This window comes from Persicobacter diffluens, assembly GCF_036244895.1.
GTDB classification, from domain to species: domain Bacteria; phylum Bacteroidota; class Bacteroidia; order Cytophagales; family Cyclobacteriaceae; genus Persicobacter; species Persicobacter diffluens.
The window spans coordinates 2455137-2476367 of sequence record NZ_BQKE01000001.1 but is presented as its reverse complement, the minus strand read 5'-3'; the positions used below and the strand labels follow the sequence as shown (position 1 = coordinate 2476367).

At 43.7% G+C, this 21231-nt stretch carries 10 protein-coding genes; 8 read left to right on the top strand and 2 right to left on the bottom strand.

Annotated elements, in window-relative coordinates:
- Positions 1–83: 83 nt before the first annotated feature.
- Positions 84–1421, top strand: a complete 1338-nt coding sequence (locus tag AAA970_RS09915) for an NCS2 family permease (RefSeq protein WP_338237002.1) — start codon at positions 84–86, stop codon at positions 1419–1421.
- Positions 1422–1984: 563 nt separating this feature from the next.
- Here AAA970_RS09915 and AAA970_RS09910 read toward each other — a convergent pair.
- Both AAA970_RS09910 and AAA970_RS09905 read right to left on the bottom strand, forming a co-directional pair.
- Complete coding sequence (locus tag AAA970_RS09910) at positions 1985–2782, bottom strand: ion transporter (protein ID WP_338237001.1); 798 nt, start codon at positions 2780–2782, stop codon at positions 1985–1987.
- Between the two features lie 537 nt (positions 2783–3319).
- A complete protein-coding gene (locus tag AAA970_RS09905) occupies positions 3320–6109 on the bottom strand; it encodes a triple tyrosine motif-containing protein (protein ID WP_338237000.1) in 2790 nt (929 codons plus the stop codon).
- A gap of 519 nt (positions 6110–6628) precedes the next feature.
- On the opposite strand from AAA970_RS09905, the gene AAA970_RS09900 reads away from it, so the two are divergent.
- The 7 genes from AAA970_RS09900 to AAA970_RS09870 all read left to right on the top strand — a co-directional run bounded on the left by AAA970_RS09900 (position 6629) and on the right by AAA970_RS09870 (position 20225).
- Positions 6629–9646 (top strand): SusC/RagA family TonB-linked outer membrane protein, encoded by a 3018-nt coding sequence (locus tag AAA970_RS09900; protein WP_338236999.1) that lies wholly within the window; start codon positions 6629–6631, stop codon positions 9644–9646.
- Positions 9647–9665: 19 nt separating this feature from the next.
- Positions 9666–11153 (top strand): RagB/SusD family nutrient uptake outer membrane protein, encoded by a 1488-nt coding sequence (locus AAA970_RS09895; RefSeq protein ID WP_338236998.1) that lies wholly within the window; start codon positions 9666–9668, stop codon positions 11151–11153.
- A 66-nt stretch (positions 11154–11219) separates the two neighbouring features.
- Positions 11220–13544, top strand: a complete 2325-nt coding sequence (gene bglX, locus AAA970_RS09890; RefSeq protein ID WP_338236997.1) for a beta-glucosidase BglX — start codon at positions 11220–11222, stop codon at positions 13542–13544.
- Between the two features lie 461 nt (positions 13545–14005).
- On the top strand, positions 14006–15568 hold the full coding sequence (locus AAA970_RS09885; RefSeq protein WP_338236996.1) for a sulfatase family protein: 1563 nt from the start codon (positions 14006–14008) through the stop codon (positions 15566–15568).
- A 5-nt stretch (positions 15569–15573) separates the two neighbouring features.
- Positions 15574–17172 (top strand): glucoamylase family protein, encoded by a 1599-nt coding sequence (locus tag AAA970_RS09880; RefSeq protein WP_338236995.1) that lies wholly within the window; start codon positions 15574–15576, stop codon positions 17170–17172.
- A gap of 341 nt (positions 17173–17513) precedes the next feature.
- The gene (locus AAA970_RS09875) at positions 17514–18392 is read left to right on the top strand and encodes a carboxylesterase family protein (RefSeq protein WP_338236993.1); all 879 of its coding nucleotides are present in this window, start codon (positions 17514–17516) and stop codon (positions 18390–18392) included.
- 27 nt (positions 18393–18419) lie between these two features.
- Positions 18420–20225 carry a family 43 glycosylhydrolase gene (locus tag AAA970_RS09870; protein WP_338236992.1) on the top strand — a complete coding sequence of 602 codons (1806 nt, stop codon included), beginning with the start codon at positions 18420–18422 and terminating at the stop codon, positions 20223–20225.
- Positions 20226–21231 lie beyond the last annotated feature (1006 nt).

The following is a 21231-nucleotide window of genomic DNA, read 5'->3' as shown; positions in this document are numbered from 1 at the left end:
ATTCACCTTCCGCTTTGGCAAAAATAATAGGCTTTATTCCTAACGTTCGGTTGATTTCCGGGCATTAACGACATTAAATAATCATGGAGAAGTTTTTCAATCTGCAGGCACGTGGTACAAACATGCGGCAGGAAGTCTTTGGTGGGATCACAACTTTTCTTACCATGGCCTACATCATTTTTGTAAACCCTAATTTGTTGGGGATTACAGGAATGGATCAGGGCGCCTTGATCACGGTAACGTGTTTGGCGTCCATCATCGGTACTTTATTGGCTGCTTTTTGGGCAAAGGTACCGTTTGCAATGGCTCCGGGTATGGGGCTTAACGCTTTCTTCACTTTTACTTTAGTTAAAGGACAGGGAGCCAGCTGGGAAGAAGCCCTTGGGGTGGTATTTATTTCCGGTATTGTTTTTCTGATCCTGACGGTGATCGGAGTGCGCGAGAAAATTGTTTCCAGCATTCCGGTTTCATTAAGATTGGCAGTGGGCGCCGGTATCGGTTTGTTCATCTGTTTTATTGGTTTCCAGAATATGGGGCCATTTGTGCCTGAGGCAGGCAAAGTAGTAGGATTGATTGTGGATAATCCAGCTACTTTAGTAGGCTTGGGAACTTTTAATTCGGCTACAGCCTGGGGTTTGGCCGGTTTGGTGTTGATCGGAATCCTGGAAGTGCGTCGTGTGAAAGGATCTATTCTGATCGGAATAGTATTCTGTACATTGGGGGGCATGTTGACCGGTGATGTTCAGGTGCCGGATGCGATTATCGCCATGCCGAAATCTATCGCTCCGATTGCATTAAAATTAGATGTTTTAGGGGCTTTGAAATTGTCTATGATCGGGGCGATCTTCTCCTTTATGTTCGTGGATTTATTTGATTCCATCGGCACGATTGTGGCGTGTTCTTACGAAGCCAAGATGGTCGAGAAAGATGGTAACATTCCTGTGATTGGAAAAGTACTGGAAGCGGATGCATTGGCAACCGTGATCGGTTCCTTATTAGGTACTTCGACCACTACAACTTATGTAGAGTCTGCGGCAGGTATTTCTTCTGGTGCCCGTACCGGTTTGGCCTCTGTAGTAACGGCTGGTTTGTTCTTTATCGCGATGTTCTTCGGGCCATTAATTGGTGTGGTGCCTGCTTTTGCGACAGCACCAGCTTTGGTGATCGTAGGGGTGTTTATGTTTAAAAACATCAATCAGATTGATTTCAAAGATTTCAATGAAGCCATTCCTGCTTTTTTGACCATCATCCTGATGCCTTTGACTTATTCGATCTCTACAGGTTTGAGCTTTGGTTTTATCGCTTATACCGTTATCGCCATTGCTAATGGCAGAGCATTGAAATTGTCGCCAACGATGTGGTTCATCACCATATTATCCTTGATTAACCTTTACTTCACCATGACCGGTGGAGGAGCATAAAAAGAATATGCTTATATTCAAAATATGGGAAGCGCAGACTGTCGGGTTTGCGCTTTTTTTGTGGCTATACCTCGTAATTCCGGAGGGCTTACCAAGGGATAGAGGCGGAGACGTTCCCGGTTGATGAAGCTCTTTTGGGTGAACAATCCTTCGTCACGCTAACCAGCCCAAAGGGGGTGACAGATAACAGGGATGGGTGATCACCCATCGATAGGTATCTGGCTTCCAGCCTTTACTCGGAAAGGGTTGAGCAAGGGAAATAAATAGGACGCTGATCTGGTGTTTTGCTCTGAATTAAACCCTTTCAGGCTTTTGATTGGTGTGGTTGATTTTGCAATGGGTTTCCACTCATCGCTAATTAATTTTATCCCTTCGGGATAGGGCGGTTACGATTTGGCAACAGCCCCAGTTCTAATAAGTTTCTTTCTCCTCCTTCCTTTGTTTCGTTGGAAAAAGCTCGAAATGGAAAGCGATTCCTTCATTTTTCCCGCCAAGAAGCAAAAAGCGTACTTATGCATGAATTATCCTGCAAAAGGAGGAGGAACCCAGGTTTAATATTCGGCTTAAACCAGCTCCTCTTCTTTTTTTAATTGCTCTAAAAGCTGGTCTACTTTTAGGTTCAGGGCATCAACTTTCTTTTCTAATTCGTCATTGTTGTCCATCACCATGGCGTCCACGAAAATGGAGTTGACCAGGGAAAGGCCAAAGATACCACCGGTGAGTAGAATGATGACGAAGAAGGATTTGATGCCGACCTCCTGCCAGGGGGTTGCCGCTTCCATCATGCTTTCCGGAATTTCATACCAGCCTTCAATGGTGAAGACCTTAAAGACAGAGTAGAGAGAGCTGAGTGGGTTGCCGAAGTGTTCGGGCGAAAGTTCGGCAAACATATAGCAAGAAAGTACTGCCACAATAAAATTGTAAATAAAGAAGGCCATGATCACCAGCACGGAGGCTTTTAAGGCCCGCTTGATACCGGAGGTCAGCACCTGAATGCCGGGAATGAACCGGAAAAAGCGGATAAACTTCAGGGCTCTGGCTGTCCGGAAGATGAGCAGGAAGTCCAGGCCGGCATTGGTGTTGGGGCTGAACCAAAACAGTAGGGACGGGGTGGCCAGCAGGATCAGGAGGAAGTCGAAACGATTCCAGCCATCACGGAAATACTGGCGGCTGCCCAACAGTTTTACTTTATACACCGCTTCGGCAATAAAATAGAGCGTGAGGATGTTGTCCAGGTCACTAAGGCGATGGAGCAAGTTGGACTCCAGGTGGAAGCCTTGTAAAAAAATGGTAATTGCATTCAGAAGGATGACCAGCATAATGGCCTCTTCAGAAAAAAACAGTCGCTTTTGAATATTCATAATGCTCTCTTTTGCCGCAACAAAATTAATAAATTCTAATCCATTGGGCAGGATGAAATGCGACTATGTGTTTTAGAATTTATTGAGATATACATAAAAAAAGTATTAAATATGGCCTGATGGTAATATGATGGAGTGCTGTAACGAAATAATGATCAGCAGGCGGAGTGAAGGGTAGTGGTTTTAATCCGAATTATATCCCACTAAACTCATTAGCCAATCATAAGGAGCTTTCTTTCAGTCTGTTGTGGTTTATTTTCTTTGATGTATCATAACCCAAATATGGGCGAGTTTGCTTTCTCCTCACACCTCTGTTTTGTTGGGAAAAACTCGCAACAGGAAATTATTCCTTCCTTTTTTCCGCCATGCAGCTATAGGAGAATAAAGAAGGAATAAGCCGGCCTAAGCAATACGGAAACTTTTGGGTTCGAAGTGGACAGAATAGGAATGTAGGGTATTCTGCAGAAAGAATGGGTTTTTAAACTGAATGCGGTTTCCCAGGTGGCCTTTTGGCGGTAATTAATGCGTTCCGTTTTTTTAAAATTGCTGAATGTAATCCTTAAGGTTTACTTCTTTTGGTAAAGCCATTTTCTTTTTCAATCGGTACCTTTTTAGGTCCACGCTGCGAACGGTGATATTGAAAATAGGAGCAATTTCTTTAGAGGTAAGGTTCACCTTCAGATAAGCACACAATCTGAGATCCTCATTGGTGAGTCCCTGGTGTTTTTTCTGTAATTTATTGAAGAAATGCGCATGGGTCTCGGTGAAGGCGGATTCGAAAATTTGCCAGTCTTTTTTTTCATCAAAATTGCGCTCGATGATTTTATTCAGACTTTCTATATCCTGCTTCTGTACATATCGTTTCTGCTCCCGGATGTGAATAAGCTCCTCCTTAATCTCCTCAATGATTACCTTTTTCTTATTATTTTGGATCAGTAATTTGGAAAGCTCATTGGTCTTATCTTCTATTTCAGTCCTTAATTGTCGGGCTTCCACTTCCATCAATTTTTCGTGATTATATACCCGGATCTCGTTTAGTTTAAATCGCTCTTTTCGAAGATTTTTTAGCTTTTGTTTTTTATACAAAGTATTGAACCAAAGGAATAACAGGTAAAAGATCCCGATTATGAGCAAAAAGTATAGGCCAAAGGCAGTGGCAGAAAAATAAAAAGGAGGCTGGATTGAGAATTGGTACTTCACTTCCTCCGGATGGGCATCAGACTTCAAGTGAAGTACATATTTCCCCGTAGGGAGATTATGGAAGCTCAGCTTGTGATTGGAGGTGGCGGATTGCCATTGGTCATGATAACCCGACAAATAATAAGTATAGTGAGAATTTCCCTGAAAGTTTAAGTCACTGTAATGGAAGGTGACAGAATTAAATTTGTATGGAATTTTATTGGCCTCAAAGCCGTTGAGGGGTTTCCCACTTCGGTCGTTATTAAAGGATATTTTGGTGATGTGGGTTTTTCCTTTTGGCTTGGGACGCGCTTCAAATTTATTAAGATCAAAGAACAGGAGACCCTCAGATTGCGCGATAGCAAAGATCCGCTTAGGAAATACTTTGATTTGTTCGTAGCCGTAAATCATCTTATTTCCCATTTGCGCAATATGCGGAGGGAGAAAGACTTCCTTTTTGCTGGCGGCATCGTAGAGCATCAATTCCTGTCCCTTGCGCGCTAAATAATAGGAGTCGATAGCCGGAGAAAGATAATTTATGCCCTGCAATGCAGGTGCTGCCGGCACCCATTTTTCCTCTTCAAAAATCATGGTCTGGTGATCGGTGGCTATAAGCGCCTTGCCTTCAAAGGGAAAGAGGCGAATGCGATTGGTGGGTTCAAATATATGCGCCGCGTTCAAAGACTGAATGGTCGCGATTCCCATGCCATCCTCCTGCAATTTTATTTGATAGCATTTGTCATTAATGTCAGTAGCCAATAAATCCCCGTTCGGGAGTTCCATCAGGTCTTGCGTCTGCGTCGAAATTTCATTGAGCGTTTTTTGGTATTTTAATTGGCTGTTTTCCCACTGATAAATCGATAGCCCATAATAAGAAGACTGATATACCAAATCAGGATGTCGTTTGCTTTGGATCATATGATAGCCGCCTGCTACCGGTGATATTAATTGTAGCCTTTCGCCCTGAAGTTGATAAGTGCCTTCATTATGCCCTACAAAAATTTGGTTTTTCAGCTCCGAGATGTCCCAAATCTGCCCCTCAGAGGCAGAAATTTTGCTAATCTTTTGTGCATAGGGCTGCCCTTGTTTTTGACTGACAAATAAACCCTGGTTGGTCGCGATATAGCATTTTGACTGAAAAATGTGCGCATCGTATACACTCCCGAGTTGGTCATTAGGAGTGGAAAGAAAAGCAATAGGGGAGGCCATGTCAATGAGGGCAATACCATTATCCGTGCCTATCCATAGTAATTGATCTTTCAAATGCAGGGCATGGATCCGGTTATTCGGTAAGCCATTATCCGTGTGAACATGTTGGGTGATATGTCCTTCCAGGTCGCCAATGATCAGCCCTCCATTCATGGTTCCAAAAGCCCATTGTTCTTGATCGAGGCGCACCACTTTATTGAGCTGATAATTTTTCAATAGGTCATTCATCGCGCTGTTAAGTGGGCCAAGTTGGCCATTCTTTAATAAGAATAAGCCATTTTTCAGACTTCCTAAAAGCAGACTGCCATCCTCTAAAGGGGTGATGTAGATGATCTGATAAGGCTTTAATTGTGCGGGTTGATCAAGCGGCAGGCGAACAATGTCGCGGGCCAGATTGGTGGTATAAATACCCTTTGGAGCAACATGATAATAGATTTTTCCATTGTGCGGGTAGGAGTAGGTAGTGTTTCCCGCATTAATCTTTTCATAACCAATATGCCCGGCCTCATCAATAAAATAAAAACGATCGAAAGACTGGAAAATGGTTTTGCCTTCAAAGGGATAAATCTTCCAGATATCGGCATTTATATTAGCTAATGAATGAAATCCTGAGGCAAGATCATGTTCAAGAAAATAGCCCAGGGTTTTATTCCCCCCGACAAATATCGTGTCTCCTGAACAATAGACACTCCGGGCAATATGCGGTAGCTTCATCAGTGCCCATTCTTCGCCGTCATATTTTAATAATCCCAGGGTGTTGGCAACATACAGATTACCTTCTTCCGACTGATGAATATCCCAGTTTTGGTTTTCAGCATGATAATCCTGCTTTTCAAAAACGATGAGATCAGGGGAAATGGTACCTGTGGATTTACCGGCAACTTCCTGAGCGTAAGCTAGTGAAGAGATGAAAAAGAGTGAAATAAAAAATCCCCGCATAGTACATGTTTTAAGCATGCAAATTTGTGTAATATTCATCAGTATTTCACGCTAATGAAGGAAAAGTTAAGCTTCAGCTTTATTAATTAAGAAATTACTAAAATCACCCAAAGTCATTTGAGAATTTTTCACTAATGGAAATAAATTCGACCTCAAACTAAAATAATTCAAAATTGAGGCTTTTTTGTTGATGACTTAAGATTACATCACCCAAAAAAATAAGGGGTTTTAGGTATGATTTTTTTAATAGTGTAACTCCTTGTAAATCAGCAAATGTAATCCTTTTTAAAACGAATGATGTGCCTTTGATGATGTGCCGATTTGCGTATTTACCGCCTGCTTTAGCACATCTTTGTTTGAGGCAGGGAACTAATCGGAATATTTACATCTCCTTTTTTTTCAATGCCAGGTCTTTTTGTGACGGCTCGATTGAGCATACTTCATGGAAATCAAAAAGGCTACCCGCTTAAGTTATCGCTGACTTCGAAAATTATTTTAACGATTTACATTTAATTTATCATGACCAAAAAACTATTCTTGTTTTTTATGATGCTTGGAAGTTTCTCCGCTTTTGCGCAAGATGCTTTTGAGGTATCAGGTGTCGTCAAGGGAGACGATGGAGAAGGTCTTCCCGGCGTGAGTGTGATTATCAAAGGGACCACGCATGGGGTTTCGACCGACTTCGATGGCGCCTTTACGCTTTCGGGGGTCTCCGCGGAAAATACCCTGGTATTTTCTTTTATAGGAATGAAGCCACAGGAGTTTGTGGTCGGCAATCAAACATTTTTTGAGGTAGACTTACAGCAAGATGTGGAGAATTTGGAGGAAGTGGTAGTGATCGGTTACGGTACCTCCAAATCAAAGGATTTGACGGCCCCAATTGCGAATGTGGACAATAAGGACTTGAATTCCATGTCGGTTTCTTCAGCGACTGAGGCTATTCAGGGTAAAGTAGCCGGGGTAAATATTGTTTCCAGCGGTGCTCCGGGAGAGTCTCCTCAAATGCAGATTCGAGGCATCGGTTCCTTAAATCAAAGTGATGTACTTTATGTGGTGGACGGTATGCAGTTGTTCGATATCGCCTGGTTGAACCCGAATGATATTGAAACGATGAGTATTCTAAAAGATGCTTCTGCTTCTGCGATCTACGGTATGCGTGCTGCTGGTGGGGTAGTGATCATTACCACCAAAACCGGTGCGAAGAATGAAAAGATGCGGGTGTCTTATGACGGTTACTATGGAGTGCAAAAAGTGACCCAACGTTTAGAGATGGCCAACTCGGCGCAGTATGCTGATTTTATCAGATCTTCCAATAATTCTGATTTGATTAAGCCCATAGATGCGGCCATGGAAAGATATGGAAGTGTGGATGGAAATCCTGCCATCTCCACGGACTGGTATGACGAGCTGATCAAATCAGCACCGATTCAAAACCACAATATCTCCATCATGGGAGGAACGGAAAAGTCCACCTATAATGTGAGTCTAGGGTATTTTAGCCAGGGCGGTATTATGAATGAAGGTCAGGGGAACTATGAGCGTTTTTCATTGAAGACCAACTTTTCGCATACCGTATCAGAGGCCTTCAATTTTGGTTTGAACATGACCATGACCACCGAGGATCGTATGACAGATGATGATCGTGCCTTCTTCCAGGCCTATATTGGTAGCCCGATGTATCCGGCCTATGATTATAGTTTACCGGATTCGGAAGCTTATCCAAAGAAGTTTGCCAATCCACACAATTTGGGATTTGATACTTATTATACCAACCCATTGGGAGTGGCCTACTATCATAGCAATAACAGAACACAAAATTTCAGAGTATTACCAAACCTTTACGCAGAATTCCGTCCTTTCAAAACGGATAAATTGACTTTCCGTTCCAGCTTGAGCATGGATTATATCAATTCCAGAGGAAGTAATTTTACGCCGGATTACCAAATAGGAAATACCGTGCAGCCTATTAATTCCCTAACGAAGAACCAATACTGGACCTATAATATGGTTTGGGATAATTTCGCTACCTATGAAGAAGCATTCGGGAATCATAATTTGAAAGTAATGGTAGGTTCTTCCACTATTGAAGAAAACACCCGCTTTTTAAGCCTTACTGCTCAGGGGGTACAGGATCCCAATTATATCCATACCGGAGATGAATCTACCTTAACGGGTTTTGATGGTGGGGACCGATACAGAATGCTAGGTTTGTTTACCCGAGTATCTTACAACTATGATGATCGCTATTTGGTGACCGGTATGATTCGTCGTGATGCCAGTTCCAAATACCAGGAAAAATGGGGTACTTTCCCTTCCCTGGGATTGGGTTGGGTAGTGTCTGAAGAAGAATTTTTCAAGAGCTGGAACCAAAGCACCCTGGATCATTTTAAACTAAGAGCGTCTTATGGTGATTTGGGGAATGCGCAAGGGGCTGCCAATACAGGTTTTGCTGCTATTTTGAATGGAGGATTGGGACAGTCCGGTCTTTTTGGCGGAAGCCTGATCATGCCCGGGATGATTCAGCAAGGGACTTACTCTCACCTTAGTTGGGAGCGTACCCGTGAATTCAATATTGGTTTCGAGTCCAAATTATTTGATTACCGTTTGAACTTTGAGGCCGATTATTTCAATCGTCAGACATTAGACATGATCATAATGCCGCCATTGTCCAATGGTCTTGAACCTACTTTGCAAAATGCCGGAGATATGAAAAATACCGGTCTGGAATTGGCCCTGAATTGGTCGGATCAGATTGGAGATTTCTCCTACAGCCTTGGAGGTAATTTTACCAAGATTAACAATATGGTGACGAGTTTAGGTGGGGCGCCTTATATTCAGGCCGGCACAGAAGAGTTCCCTCAAATGTTGATGCCTGGTGAGGCCGCATACAGCTTCTATGGCTGGGAAGTAGCGGGTGTTTACCAGAACCAACAAGAGATTGACGACTGCCCGATTGCACAGGCCAACAACCTAAAGCCTGGCGACTTCCGCTATGTAGACCGTAATGGAGATGGCGTGATTGATGAAAGTGATCGTACCATTTTGGGAGATCCAAATCCGGACTTTTACTATGGCTTTAACTTCAATGTAGCCTATAAAAATATCAGCCTGTCAGCCAACTTCATGGGCTCACACGGAGGCACGATACTGAACAGAAAACGTGCGGATATTAACAAACATGCCGGTAATAACATTGATGCTAATTTAGCGAACAATCTTTGGACAGGAGAAGGAAGCACCAACGCCTATCCTTCTGCTGAGGGAATGTTTAATACCTGGAATAACGGCCGATTGAACAGCTTCTATCTGGAAGATGCCTCTTTCTTCCGCCTGCAGAATATTCGCCTGACGTATAATTTGCCATCCTCGGTGATGGAGAATTTAAAGATGACCGGCGCTTCAGTGTATTTGAATGTAGACCGTCCGTACACCTGGTTCAATACCAACGGATTCACACCGGAAGTACCGGGTGGGGTTGATGAGCAAACTTACCCCATACCAGCAGTATTCTCCTTAGGGGCATCTCTTACTTTCTAACGCTTAAATAGTAACGAAAATGAATATCAGATATAAATTCATCGCAGTGCTTTTGGCTGTAGTATCCTTAAGTTCCTGTAGCAACTGGTTGGATATCAATCCGGAAGGGGTGGTGCCTTCAGATGATATCGATTTCACTGATCCTAGTCAAATGTACGGTCCGGTTTCCGGTGTATATGCCGAAGCGCGTACCAGAATGACGCAGTGGGAAATTTGGCCTATTTTGAATGTCCGCGGGGATGAAGTAACCAAGGGGGGAGGCTCTGCCGCAGAGCAGATGGATTACAGCAATATTGAAAACTTCAATTATGCAGCGGCTAAAAATTTCTGGGCGATGAACGCTGCCTGGGAAGCTTTTTTCAAAGTGGTGAACACGACTTACTTCAACGAAGAGCTATTGGACCGCTTTTTGGAAAATTTAACGGATGAGGCGGATGTGGCACGTGCAGCATCTTATCGTGGGGAGATCGTGTTTCATCGTGCCTTGGCGTATTTCTACCTTCATCAGTTATGGGGAGAAATTCCATTGGTGGATCCGGAAAATGTAACCAACGCCTATTTGTATAAATCCAGGGTTGAAAATGTGCGCGCACACCTTCATGAGTTGCTTGACTATGCTATTGATGTTTTGCCGGAACAAAATGAACTACAGGGTGCGGTAAATAAATATACGGCCATGACACTGAAAGCAAAACTGGCACTGATTGAGGGAGATTTCGAGTTGGTAAAAAGCCTGACGGATGAAATCATCAATAGTGGCACTTATGCTTTAGTGGCTCAGGAAGATTATTACGACTTATTTAAAATTCACGGTAAGCTTTCTTCGGAATCCATCTATGAGTTCCAATTCTCGGATTTTGATGCCGGTGATGGTCCGCAGATTTATGCTGATGCATGGTTTCAGCATCAGGGACCCAGAAATAACCCGGTGCCTATTACCGGTTGGGGATTCATGCTTTTACAACCTGAATACCTTGATTTCCTGAACCAGCACAATAATGGAGAGAGAGATGAGGAACGCTGGAATCTGGCAGTCTTAGAATCCGGGACAACTACTCCTTCCGGGGATGAGATAGCGGAATTTGATCCGGATTATATGGAAGGTAAAGCCCACTATAATGGCAAGGCTTATACGCCGAAAGATCAGATGACCGAGGGACGTCCGGATTATGGTACGAATAACAATGTGCGCGTTTTACGCTATGCGGATGTGTTGTTAATGAATGCAGAGGTGAAAGCCCGACTGGGAGGAGATGCGGCCACGCCATTGAATTTAGTGCGGGAGCGTGTTGGTTTGGCGCCCATTGCCAGCCCTACGGTGGATCAAATTTTGGAAGAGCGTCGTGCTGAGCTGTCAGTAGAATGGGGAGATCGTTTTAATGATTTGGTACGCACCGGACAGGCGGCTAGCGTCTTGCCGGGTTATGTAGCAGGAGAGTCCGAGTATCTGCCTGTGCCTTTGCGCCAGGAGGACTTGAACCCTAATTTATTACAACCTGCTATTTAATCGTTTTTTGGGGGCACGTCCCCCAAAATATTATTTGAAAAAAATAGGAACGAAAAGATGAGTCTAATGAAATTTATAAATTGGAAAAAATCAGCTATTCTGATCGGTGCAGTGGTGAGCGCCTCTTTTGTTCAGGCTGCTGATACTGATAAAATTCCCGGTTGGAAAAGCTATAGTGGGGATGAGCAGGTAGAGTTCAAAGTGGATTCCCTTTTGTCCATGATGACTCTGGATGAAAAGATTGGGCAGATGAATCAGTATTCTGCCAACTTTGCTCCTACCGGAGAAGTAGCGGATAATCAGTCCGGGCTTTACCTGAAAAAAGGGATGATCGGTAGTACTTTTAATGCTTTTGGAGCAGAGAACGTACGCATGTTGCAAGAGCAAAATATGAAGTATTCCCGATTGAAGATTCCAATGCTTTTCGCTGCGGATGTTATTCATGGATTGGAAACCACATTTCCTATTCCATTGGCGGAAGCTTGTTCCTGGAACCTGGATCTTATGGAGCGCACAGCACGTGCTGCTGCCGAGGAGGCGACAGCTTCTGGTGTGGCCTGGAACTTCGCCCCGATGATTGATATGTCTTTTGACCCTCGTTGGGGACGGGTAATGGAAGGTGCCGGAGAGGATGTTTTCCTGGGCACAGAAGTTGCGCGCGCCAGAGTAAAAGGTTTTCAGGGGATTGAAAACCCGAGTGACCTGAGCCAGAATAATACCCTGATTGCCACGGCGAAACACTTTGTCGGATACGGAGCTGCTCAGGCCGGTCGCGATTATAACTCGACCGATATCTCAGAACAGCAATTGCACGAAACATATTTCCCTCCATTCCAGGCTGCTATTGAGGAAGGCGTAGGTTCTTTCATGACTTCCTTCAATGACCTGAACGGTGTTCCGGCCACGGCCAATAAGTATTTATATAAAAACATCTTGCGTGATTCCTGGAATTTCAATGGCTTGGTGGTAACGGATTATACGGCCATTTTGGAGTTGATTGCGCACGGCTATGCTCAGGACCTGAAGCATGGTGCACAGTTGGCTTTGGAAGCAGGTATTGATATGGACATGATCAGTGAGGCTTTTGTGGCGCACTTAAAAGCTTTGGTGGAAGAAGGTAAAATTTCTGAAGGCCAAATTGATGTAGCCGTAGCGCGTATTTTGGAGATGAAATTTTTGCTAGGCTTGTTCGACGATCCTTACCGTTATTGTGATGCCATGCGCGAGCAAGAGGTGTTGATGAATGATAAATTCGTGGATTTGGCATTGGAGGCAGCGCAAGAGTCCATGGTGTTGTTGAAAAATGACCACAATGTTTTGCCTTTGAAAAAAGAGGAAGCGAAAAAAGTAGCTTTGATCGGTCCTTTTATCAATGAGCGTGAAAGCTTAAACGGCGAGTGGGCCATCAAGGGTGATCGTAGTAAATCCGTTACGGTAAAAGAAGGCTTGGATGCGAAATACAAGAAATCAAAGGTGAAATTCACTTATGCCAAAGGGACAGATCTTCCGTTAATTGATCCGGTGACGCAAAAAGTAGCCGTAGCTGAGCCAAGTGAAGAAGGTTTTGCCGCTGCTGTGGAAGCCGCAGAGAAAAGTGATGTGGTATTGGTAGCCATGGGGGAAAACTACCACTGGTCAGGAGAGGCGGCAAGTCGCTCAGATATCACTTTGCCTGGTAACCAGCGTGCCTTATTGAAAGCGTTGAAGAAAACCGGAAAGCCGATTGTTTTGGTGTTATTCAATGGTCGTCCATTGGATTTATCCTGGGAAGCCGAAAATGTTGATGCGATTGTGGAAGCCTGGTATCCTGGTCTGATGGCCGGAAACGCTGTGGCGGATATTATCTCCGGAGATTATAATCCTTCCGCAAAATTGGTGATGACTTTCCCTCGCAATGTAGGGCAGGTGCCAATTTTCTATAATCAAAAGAATACCGGTCGTCCTTTCAATGATCAGGCTCCGGCGGATTATCGTTCCAATTATATTGATGTAGCCAATACGCCATTATATGCCTTTGGCCATGGATTGTCTTATACCAATTTTGAGTATAGCAATTTGCAATTGAGTGAGTCTGCTTTCTCCAAAGGTGGAAGCATAGAAGCCAGCATTGATATTACCAACACCGGTGATATGGATGGAGAGGAAATTGTCCAGCTTTACATTCATGATAAGGTGGCTTCCGTTACCCGTCCGGTAAAAGAATTGAAAGCTTTTGAAAAAATTGCCCTGAAAAAAGGGGAGCGTCGTCAGGTGAAATTCACCATTGATGAGGAAATGATCGCTTTCATTGGATTAGATAAAGAGAAAATAGTGGAGGCAGGAGAATTTGAACTTTGGATTTCCAAAAGTTCTGATGACCAAAGCCAATATGCTACTTTCAGCTTTCAATAAATAATCGTTGCCTGAGGCCTAAGGCTTCAGGCAACCTTTTTCCTACAAGTTTCTACAAGAAAAAGAACCCTTTTGTCTGCTGCCTAAGCCGAATTATTCACCGCCATATTTATTAACTGATCACAAGTAACTTAATTTCAGTCCATTACAATTTATTTACTTTGATTTATTTAATAGCCCAAATTTGGGCAGGCTTGCTTTCTCCTTATTCTTCAGGATTTTACCGGGAGGGCAAAAAAATGCGAAAAGGTAAGCTCCCCTGGATTTGGCCCATTATTTAACCGAAAAAATAGCTGTAATGCATTAGTAAAGAGCCCTTTTGCGAGTTGGTTAATCGTGAAGATGTATAATTCGGGCTAACTGTGGAGCCGGAAAAGTTGTTTTGCATCTTGAGGATTTTGGGGAAATGATTGCCTTGGGATCTATCGGAATATTCAGTCAAAAATTTATCCTATCGAAAAATGAGTTTACGACCTTTTCTCCTTAGTACACTACTGATCCTGGCCCAGATGGCTTGCCAGTCGCCGACTTCCCGGCCCTCCAAAAAGTCCCAACGCCCCAATATTCTGTTCATCATGTCTGATGATCATGCCGTTCAGGCCATCAGTGCCTACCAACATCCCATCGGGAAATTAGCCCCCACACCAAATATTGATCGCCTGGCGGAAGAAGGTACCCTTTTCGAACAAAATTATTGCGCTAACTCGCTGTGTGGCCCTAGTCGCGCCAATATCCTCACGGGTAAGCATTCCCACATCAATGGTCTGATGAAAAACGATGGCACTAAATTCGATGGCCATCAGCAAACGATCCCCAATTTGCTACAGCAGCAGGGGTACCAAACCGCCGTTATCGGGAAATGGCATTTAGTCTCTGATCCGGTGGGTTTTGACTATTATAAGATATTAAATGATCAGGGGGAATATTTCAACCCTGACTTCATTACCAAAGACACTATTCAGCAGGAGAAAGGGTATGTCACGAATTTAATCACCCGCTTTACTAAGGAGTGGCTGCAGAAGCGTGATCCTCAAAAACCCTTTTTTCTGATGATGCACCACAAAGCCCCACATCGTAATTGGGTGCCGGAACCTCAGTATTATAAGCTTTTTGAGAATACGAAATTCCCGGTGCCGGATAATTTCTTTGATGATTATCAGGGACGAAAAGCCGCAGCCACGCAGGAAATGAATATCTACCGGGACGCCTATGAAGGACATGATCTGAAAATGGTGACGGGCGTAAATTCCGATTCTCTCCTTTATGACCGCTGGCCTCAGGTATTCTTTGGCCGCATGACGCCTAAGGAAAGAATGGAATTCCTCGAGGCTTACCGCGATAGAAATAACGATTATTACACCACAGCTCGCACAGAGAAAGAAAAAGCGGAGTGGAAGCTACAGCGCTATCTGCAAGATTACCTCGCCACCGTGAAATCGGTGGACAACAGCGTGGGGGAAATCTATGACTACCTTCAGGAACATGACCTGTTGGACAATACCATTATCGTCTACACTTCAGATCAGGGCTTTTTCCTCGGAGAACATGGCTGGTTTGATAAACGGTGGATGTATGAGGAATCTTTCCGGATGCCATTGCTGATCCGCGACCCTTTCCTTGATCAACCCAAAGCTAAAGTAACCAAACTGACGCAGAATATTGATTTTGCGCCTACCTTTCTGGAGATGCTCGATATGGAAATTCCAGCCGATATGCAGGGAGAATCCTTTCTGCCTTTGATGAAAGGAGAGGAAATTCCATGGCGAAATGCCCTGTATTATCACTTTTATGAATTTCCCGGTTTCCACAGTGTACGCGCTCATGATGGCGTGAAAACCGATCGCTATAAGCTCATTGACTTTTATAGAGATGGTAATTTTGAATTATTTGATTTGCAGGAGGACCCTTCGGAAATGAAAAATGTCTACGGAGCCTCAGGATATCAGGAGATTCAGAAACAACTCCATCTGCAGTTGGATTCTTTAAGAAAGCAATATCAAGTTCCCCCAAAATATTTGAAATAGTTAGGATGGATTTATTGAAACAATCAGGATTGATCTGCATCTGTGCCTTTTTTTTGGCACTGAATGCTATCGCCAAAGACAAAATTAACCTTCAGGTACAGGGTTATGACAGCCATGTGGACCTTCGATGGGACCAATCAGAGGCGGAGGTAAGTTACCAAATATATGCGCGACCCAAAGGATCCGAATCCTTCGACTTGCGTGCCACCACTTCCGAGGCGCGCTATCTGGATTTCGTCACCGACCTGGGGCGAAACTTAAGCCTGGAATACAAAGTAGTGCCCCTCAAAAAAGGGAAACCCCAGCAAGCCTCTGCGATCGTCGAAGCGCAGATTAAAGATTTTTCCGATGAGGAGCTCATGGAAATGGTACAGCGATATACCTTCGACTATTTCTGGGACTTTGCCGCCCCGAACTCTGGGCTGGCGCTGGAACGCTCCCATGACCCCAAGGCAGCAATTACCCTTGGTGGCGGTGGTTTTGGTTTGATGGCGGTGATCGTTGGGGCAGAAAGAGGTTGGATAAGCCGGGAGCAGGCGGTAGATCGCTTTTTGAAAGCTACCCAATTTTTATCGGAGATCGAGCGTTTTCATGGCATGTGGTCCCATTGGTATTATGATAGTGGAGAACTGAAAGCTTTTTCCGAGTATGACAATGGTGGGGATATAGTAGAATCCGCCTTTATGGCGCAGGCGCTATTAACCGCTCGTAGCTATTTCGGTGGTGCTACTCCTAAAGAGGAAGCTTTGCGAGCACGCATCACCGACCTTTGGGAAGGGATGGAATGGGATTTTTATACCAATGGCACCAATGGGTTGATCTGGCATTGGTCCAAAGAGCATGAGTTCAAAATGAACCATAAAATTAAAGGTTATAATGAGTGCCTGATTACCTATATTTTAGCAGAAAGTTCTCCTACGCATTCCATTGCCCCGGAAGCCTATTGGGAAGGCTGGGGAGCATGGGATAATCCGGAATTCGGGACTTATAAAAATTATTATGGCATGACCCTGCCGCTGGGAAATACCATTCAGATGGGCGGGCCGTTATTCTTTGCGCATTATTCTTACCTTGGACTGGATCCTCGTGGACTGGCGGATCGTTTTGCGAATTATTGGGAGCAAAATCGTCGCCATACCCTGATCAACCGGGCCTACTGTCTTGACAACCCTTATGGCTGGGAAGGCTACGGGGAAAAATTATGGGGACTGACGGCCTCAGACCTTGTTCCTGCCGGCTATGGAGCTTCCGCCCCGGGCTTTCAGTTTGATAAAGGCACTATTGCCCCAACGGCGGCCATATCGTCCATGCCATACACGCCGGAAGAGTCCATGGAGGTTTTGAAATATCTGTATCGCGAGGAAGGAAAAGATGCTTTCGGAATTTATGGTTTCTATGATGCAGTGAATCCTACCTATAAAAAGCGGGAAGAGGATTGGGTGCGAAAAAATTATATTGCCATTGACCAGGGACCACAGGTGGTCATGATTGAAAACCACCGTAGCGGTTTATTATGGAAGCACTTTATGCAAAATGAGGATATTCTAAAGGGCTTAAACAAGCTAGGTTTTACCCGATTTGGACAGCCGATTGAGGTGAAATAAATTGATCAGATGAATGATTAGTTGTAAATTTTCAGGGGTATAGCTTTGCTGTAAGGAAGCAATCCGTTTTCCATCGGTTGCCTCCTTCTCTTGTTTTTTAACCGGAATTAGGCATGCTTCATTTCTTATTTTACTGAGAGGCGGAAAAATGAAAGCGTTTTCAAATTTGAGTTTTTGCCTAAGAAGTAGCCGAATGAGTAGAATACAAGTTCCTCCAATTTTGGACTATTAAACAATTCGCAATGCCACCTAAAACTTATTGTTGTCGAGCCTGTTAATGCGGCGCACTGCCTCTGGAGGTAAAGACAGCCTGCCTTTTTACTCACCCAAACGGTAACACTATGAAATCAATTTTACCTTTTTATTTCGTGTTTTCATTATTCTATTGGCTCACCATTGGAAAGCCCCATTCGGTACAGGCGCAAATTATTCAGCCTTCAACCGACTATAAAAGTTATCCTGCTGTGGTGACCAAACCGCTGGATCATTATCAGCGAAAAGTATTTGTTCAGGGAAAAGATAGCCTGCAATACCGCATCTTGTTTCCTGATAATTTTAATCCTCAGAAATCCTATCCCCTGGTATTGATGATTCATGGAATGGGGGAGCGTGGAAATAATAATGCCAGCCAACTCAACAATGGTGGTGCATTTTTTCTTGATTCCGCTTTCCGGAAAGCGCATCCTGCCATAGTGGTATTTCCGCAGTGTCCCCTGGGCACGCGCTGGGACTCCAAGGTGATGCCCGGAACAGCAGAGGAACAATATGGCAATGCCAAAACGCAGTGGTACTGGCAATATCAAAAAGCCGCCAACAAAGACTTACAATTGCTGATGGATTTTGTGGCCGATTTCACCAAAAGAAGCGGCTACATAGATCAAAGTCGTTGCTATGTGGGGGGTATATCTATGGGAGCGATGACAGCCTTTGAGCTGGCCTATCGAATGCCGGACACTTTTGCAGCAGGTTATTTTATGTCTGGTGGAGGTAATCCGGCGGATATCGCAGAAAAGCTTCCTCATATGGCCTTTAGATTGATGCATGGAGATGCGGACAATGTGGTGGACTACAGTTACTCATTAAGAATGTATGAGGCGCTAAAGGCTGCCGGAATAAGCGTGAAATTGGATACCTATCCGGGGCTTGGACATGGCCCTTGGAATGATACCATGTTTCAGGAGCCCGGGCTTATGGACTGGTTATTTGAATATAAAAAATAGTTTATATCATATATAATTGCATATATTTTGAAAAATTGGTTAAAAAGAATGAGCCTTGCGGTCTCTGTACTGCTAGGCATGAGCAGTCTCACGGAGGTACAAGCTCAGGATCAAACGTATTGTAATCCTCTGAATGTGGATTACACCTATATGATTTACAATTCCGTTCGCGACATCTCTTACCGTTCCGGGGCAGATCCTGCGGCGGTAGAATTCCGCGGAGAATATTATTTGTTCGTTACCCGATCTATGGGCTACTGGCATTCCAAGGATTTGGTAAGTTGGGACTTCATTAAGCCTGAGAACTGGTATTTTCAGGGCTCAAATGCGCCCACGGCCTTCAATTATAAAGATTCCTTATTGTATGTGACCGGTAACCCTTCCGGAAACATGGTTTTACTATCCACTGATGACCCAAAAAAAGGAAAGTGGGATGCCGGTGTTACCATCCTGAATAACCTGCAGGATCCGGAATTTTTCATTGACGATGATGAATCCGCTTATATCTATTGGGGATCTTCTAATATTTACCCCATTCGTGCGCGCGAATTAGATAAGCAAAAGCGCTTTGTGCCTGGAGAAGAAATCCATGAGTTGTATAATCTGGATGAGGAAAACCATGGTTGGGAACGCTTCGGGGAGAATAATTTCCACCCGACCCTGAAAGAAGGCTATATTGAAGGCCCGGCCATGACCAAGCACAACGGTAAATACTACCTGCAATATGCTGCTCCGGGAACGCAATTTAACGTTTATGCGGACGGTTATTATATGGCAGACAGTCCGCTTGGCCCTTGGGAATACGCTCCGAATAACCCGATGTGTATGAAGCCTGGAGGCTTTATCAATGGTTCTGGGCATGGTACCACCATGAAGGACAAACATGATCAATATTGGCATTTTGCTTCTATGGCTTTAGCTTCTAATTCCCACTGGGAACGCCGCCTGTGCATGTTCCCTACCTATTTCGATCAGGACGGGCTCATGTATTCCAATACGGAGTATGGAGATTATCCACGCTATGGGGCGGATCACCCCAAGGCAGGGGAATTTACCGGCTGGATGTTGCTGTCCTATAATAAGCCTGCCAAAGTAGCCTCTTCTTTGATTGAGATCAATAAATCCACCGCAACTGATGGTGACTATATCATTGATACTTTACAAACTCGCCAGGAAAATGGAGCATTGTATGTTTCAACGCTGACGGATGAGAACTCTAAATCATATTGGGTAGCGGAAGCGAATGATGCGGCGCAATTTGTGGAGCTAGACCTTGAGCAGGCCGGGGATATTTATGCCCTACAAATTAATTTCCATGATCATGAGTCCATGCTTTTTGGTAGACCGGAAAATATGCATCACCGTTACACCGTGGAGACTTCATTGGATGGTAAGGAATGGAAAACCATTGTAGATAAATCTAATAATTGGAAAGATGTGCCCAATGAATATGTGCAACTGAAATCCCCTGTTAAGGCACGCTATGTAAGGTATAACAATATTGCGGTGCCTACGCCAAATTTCGCGATGTCCGAATTTCGGGTATTTGGAAAAGGTAGCGGAAAATTACCGGCTAAGGTACGTAATTTCCAATTGGACAGAAGCAAAGACCCAAGAGAAGTAGAGATGAGTTGGGATGCCGTTAAAGGAGCGCAAGGCTATAACATTCGCTGGGGTATTGCACCGGATAAGCTATACCAATCCTGGATGGTTTATAATGAAAACTCCCTTAAGATTCCATCTTTGGATAATGGAACCGATTATTATTTCTCTATTGAATCTTTTAATGAGCATGGTATTTCTGAAAAAACGAAGCCCGTTTTAGTGAAATAATAAATGATCCGCTTTAGCGCGTGTTTTGAACACGCGCTTTTTCGTTTTATCCAAATGATGCAGCGCCGGCTTTAACTCGATTTATTCACTGCTGAATTTATGGGATCGGCCCAATCTGCTTTTAAACAAGCGCATACTTTTAATTACAGCTATTTTTCTGTGGTTGTTAGTAGCCCAAATTGGGGCAGGCTTGCTCCTTATTCCTCTGCTTTCTTAGAAAAAATTCGGAATAAGGAACTATTCCTTCACTTTCCCGCCTTGCTGCTTTCCAAAGATTTACGGATGCAGCATTCGGCTTATTGGTTGCAGTTTAGCCCATCCGCTTTTAAATCGGATGGGTTTTCTTTTATAAGCGTGTATAAAAGCCAAAATGTGAAAGCCGAATTATGCACCCTTGGATTGTTGAGGTCATCATCAATCGCACATTATTTATTGCGCCCATTTTTCCATGATGCTTAATAACCTCAGCATGGGTAAGCTTACTTGCTCTTCCTTCCTCTGCTTTAACCCGAATTATTCACCGCTAAATTAATCAACTAAGCATAAATGACTTTATTTCAGTTTATTATAATATGTTTTCTTGTATTTATAATAGCCCAAATTTGGGCAAGCTTGCTTTCTCCTCATTCATCTGTTTCGTTGGAAAAAACTCGAAATAGGAAACTATTCCTTCATTTTTTCCGCCTTACAGCTAAACGAGGATTTAAGAATGAATATTTCGGGTTAATGGAGAAAACTCGAAATGGTGGAATAGTCCTTCATTTTTCATGCCTTAAGTGATCTGAGGATTTTAGCCCGGATAGTTCGATTCAAGGAGGGATAATTCAGCTGTAAACTAAAAAAAATGATAGATAATAGTGTGATTTTACCTTACTATTGATAAAAATAATCTCAATAATTAAAAAGAGAATAGGTCTGGGCAAATTTGGCTTTACGGTAGCATTCAATGGGTGATATCGTAAAAACCTTAAATTGCGGAGTAAAAATTAATCCATTTTTTCAAAAA

Excerpts from the sequence above, each read along its gene's own strand:
- AAA970_RS09915 (WP_338237002.1), top strand. The coding sequence starts at position 84 with ATGGAGAAGTTTTTCAATCTGCAGGCACGTGGTACAAACATGCGGCAG.
- AAA970_RS09910 (WP_338237001.1), bottom strand. The coding sequence starts at position 2,782 with ATGAATATTCAAAAGCGACTGTTTTTTTCTGAAGAGGCCATTATGCTG.
- AAA970_RS09905 (WP_338237000.1), bottom strand. The coding sequence starts at position 6,109 with ATGCGGGGATTTTTTATTTCACTCTTTTTCATCTCTTCACTAGCTTAC.
- AAA970_RS09900 (WP_338236999.1), top strand. The coding sequence starts at position 6,629 with ATGACCAAAAAACTATTCTTGTTTTTTATGATGCTTGGAAGTTTCTCC.
- AAA970_RS09895 (WP_338236998.1), top strand. The coding sequence starts at position 9,666 with ATGAATATCAGATATAAATTCATCGCAGTGCTTTTGGCTGTAGTATCC.
- bglX (WP_338236997.1), top strand. The coding sequence starts at position 11,220 with ATGAAATTTATAAATTGGAAAAAATCAGCTATTCTGATCGGTGCAGTG.
- AAA970_RS09885 (WP_338236996.1), top strand. The coding sequence starts at position 14,006 with ATGAGTTTACGACCTTTTCTCCTTAGTACACTACTGATCCTGGCCCAG.
- AAA970_RS09880 (WP_338236995.1), top strand. The coding sequence starts at position 15,574 with ATGGATTTATTGAAACAATCAGGATTGATCTGCATCTGTGCCTTTTTT.
- AAA970_RS09875 (WP_338236993.1), top strand. The coding sequence starts at position 17,514 with ATGAAATCAATTTTACCTTTTTATTTCGTGTTTTCATTATTCTATTGG.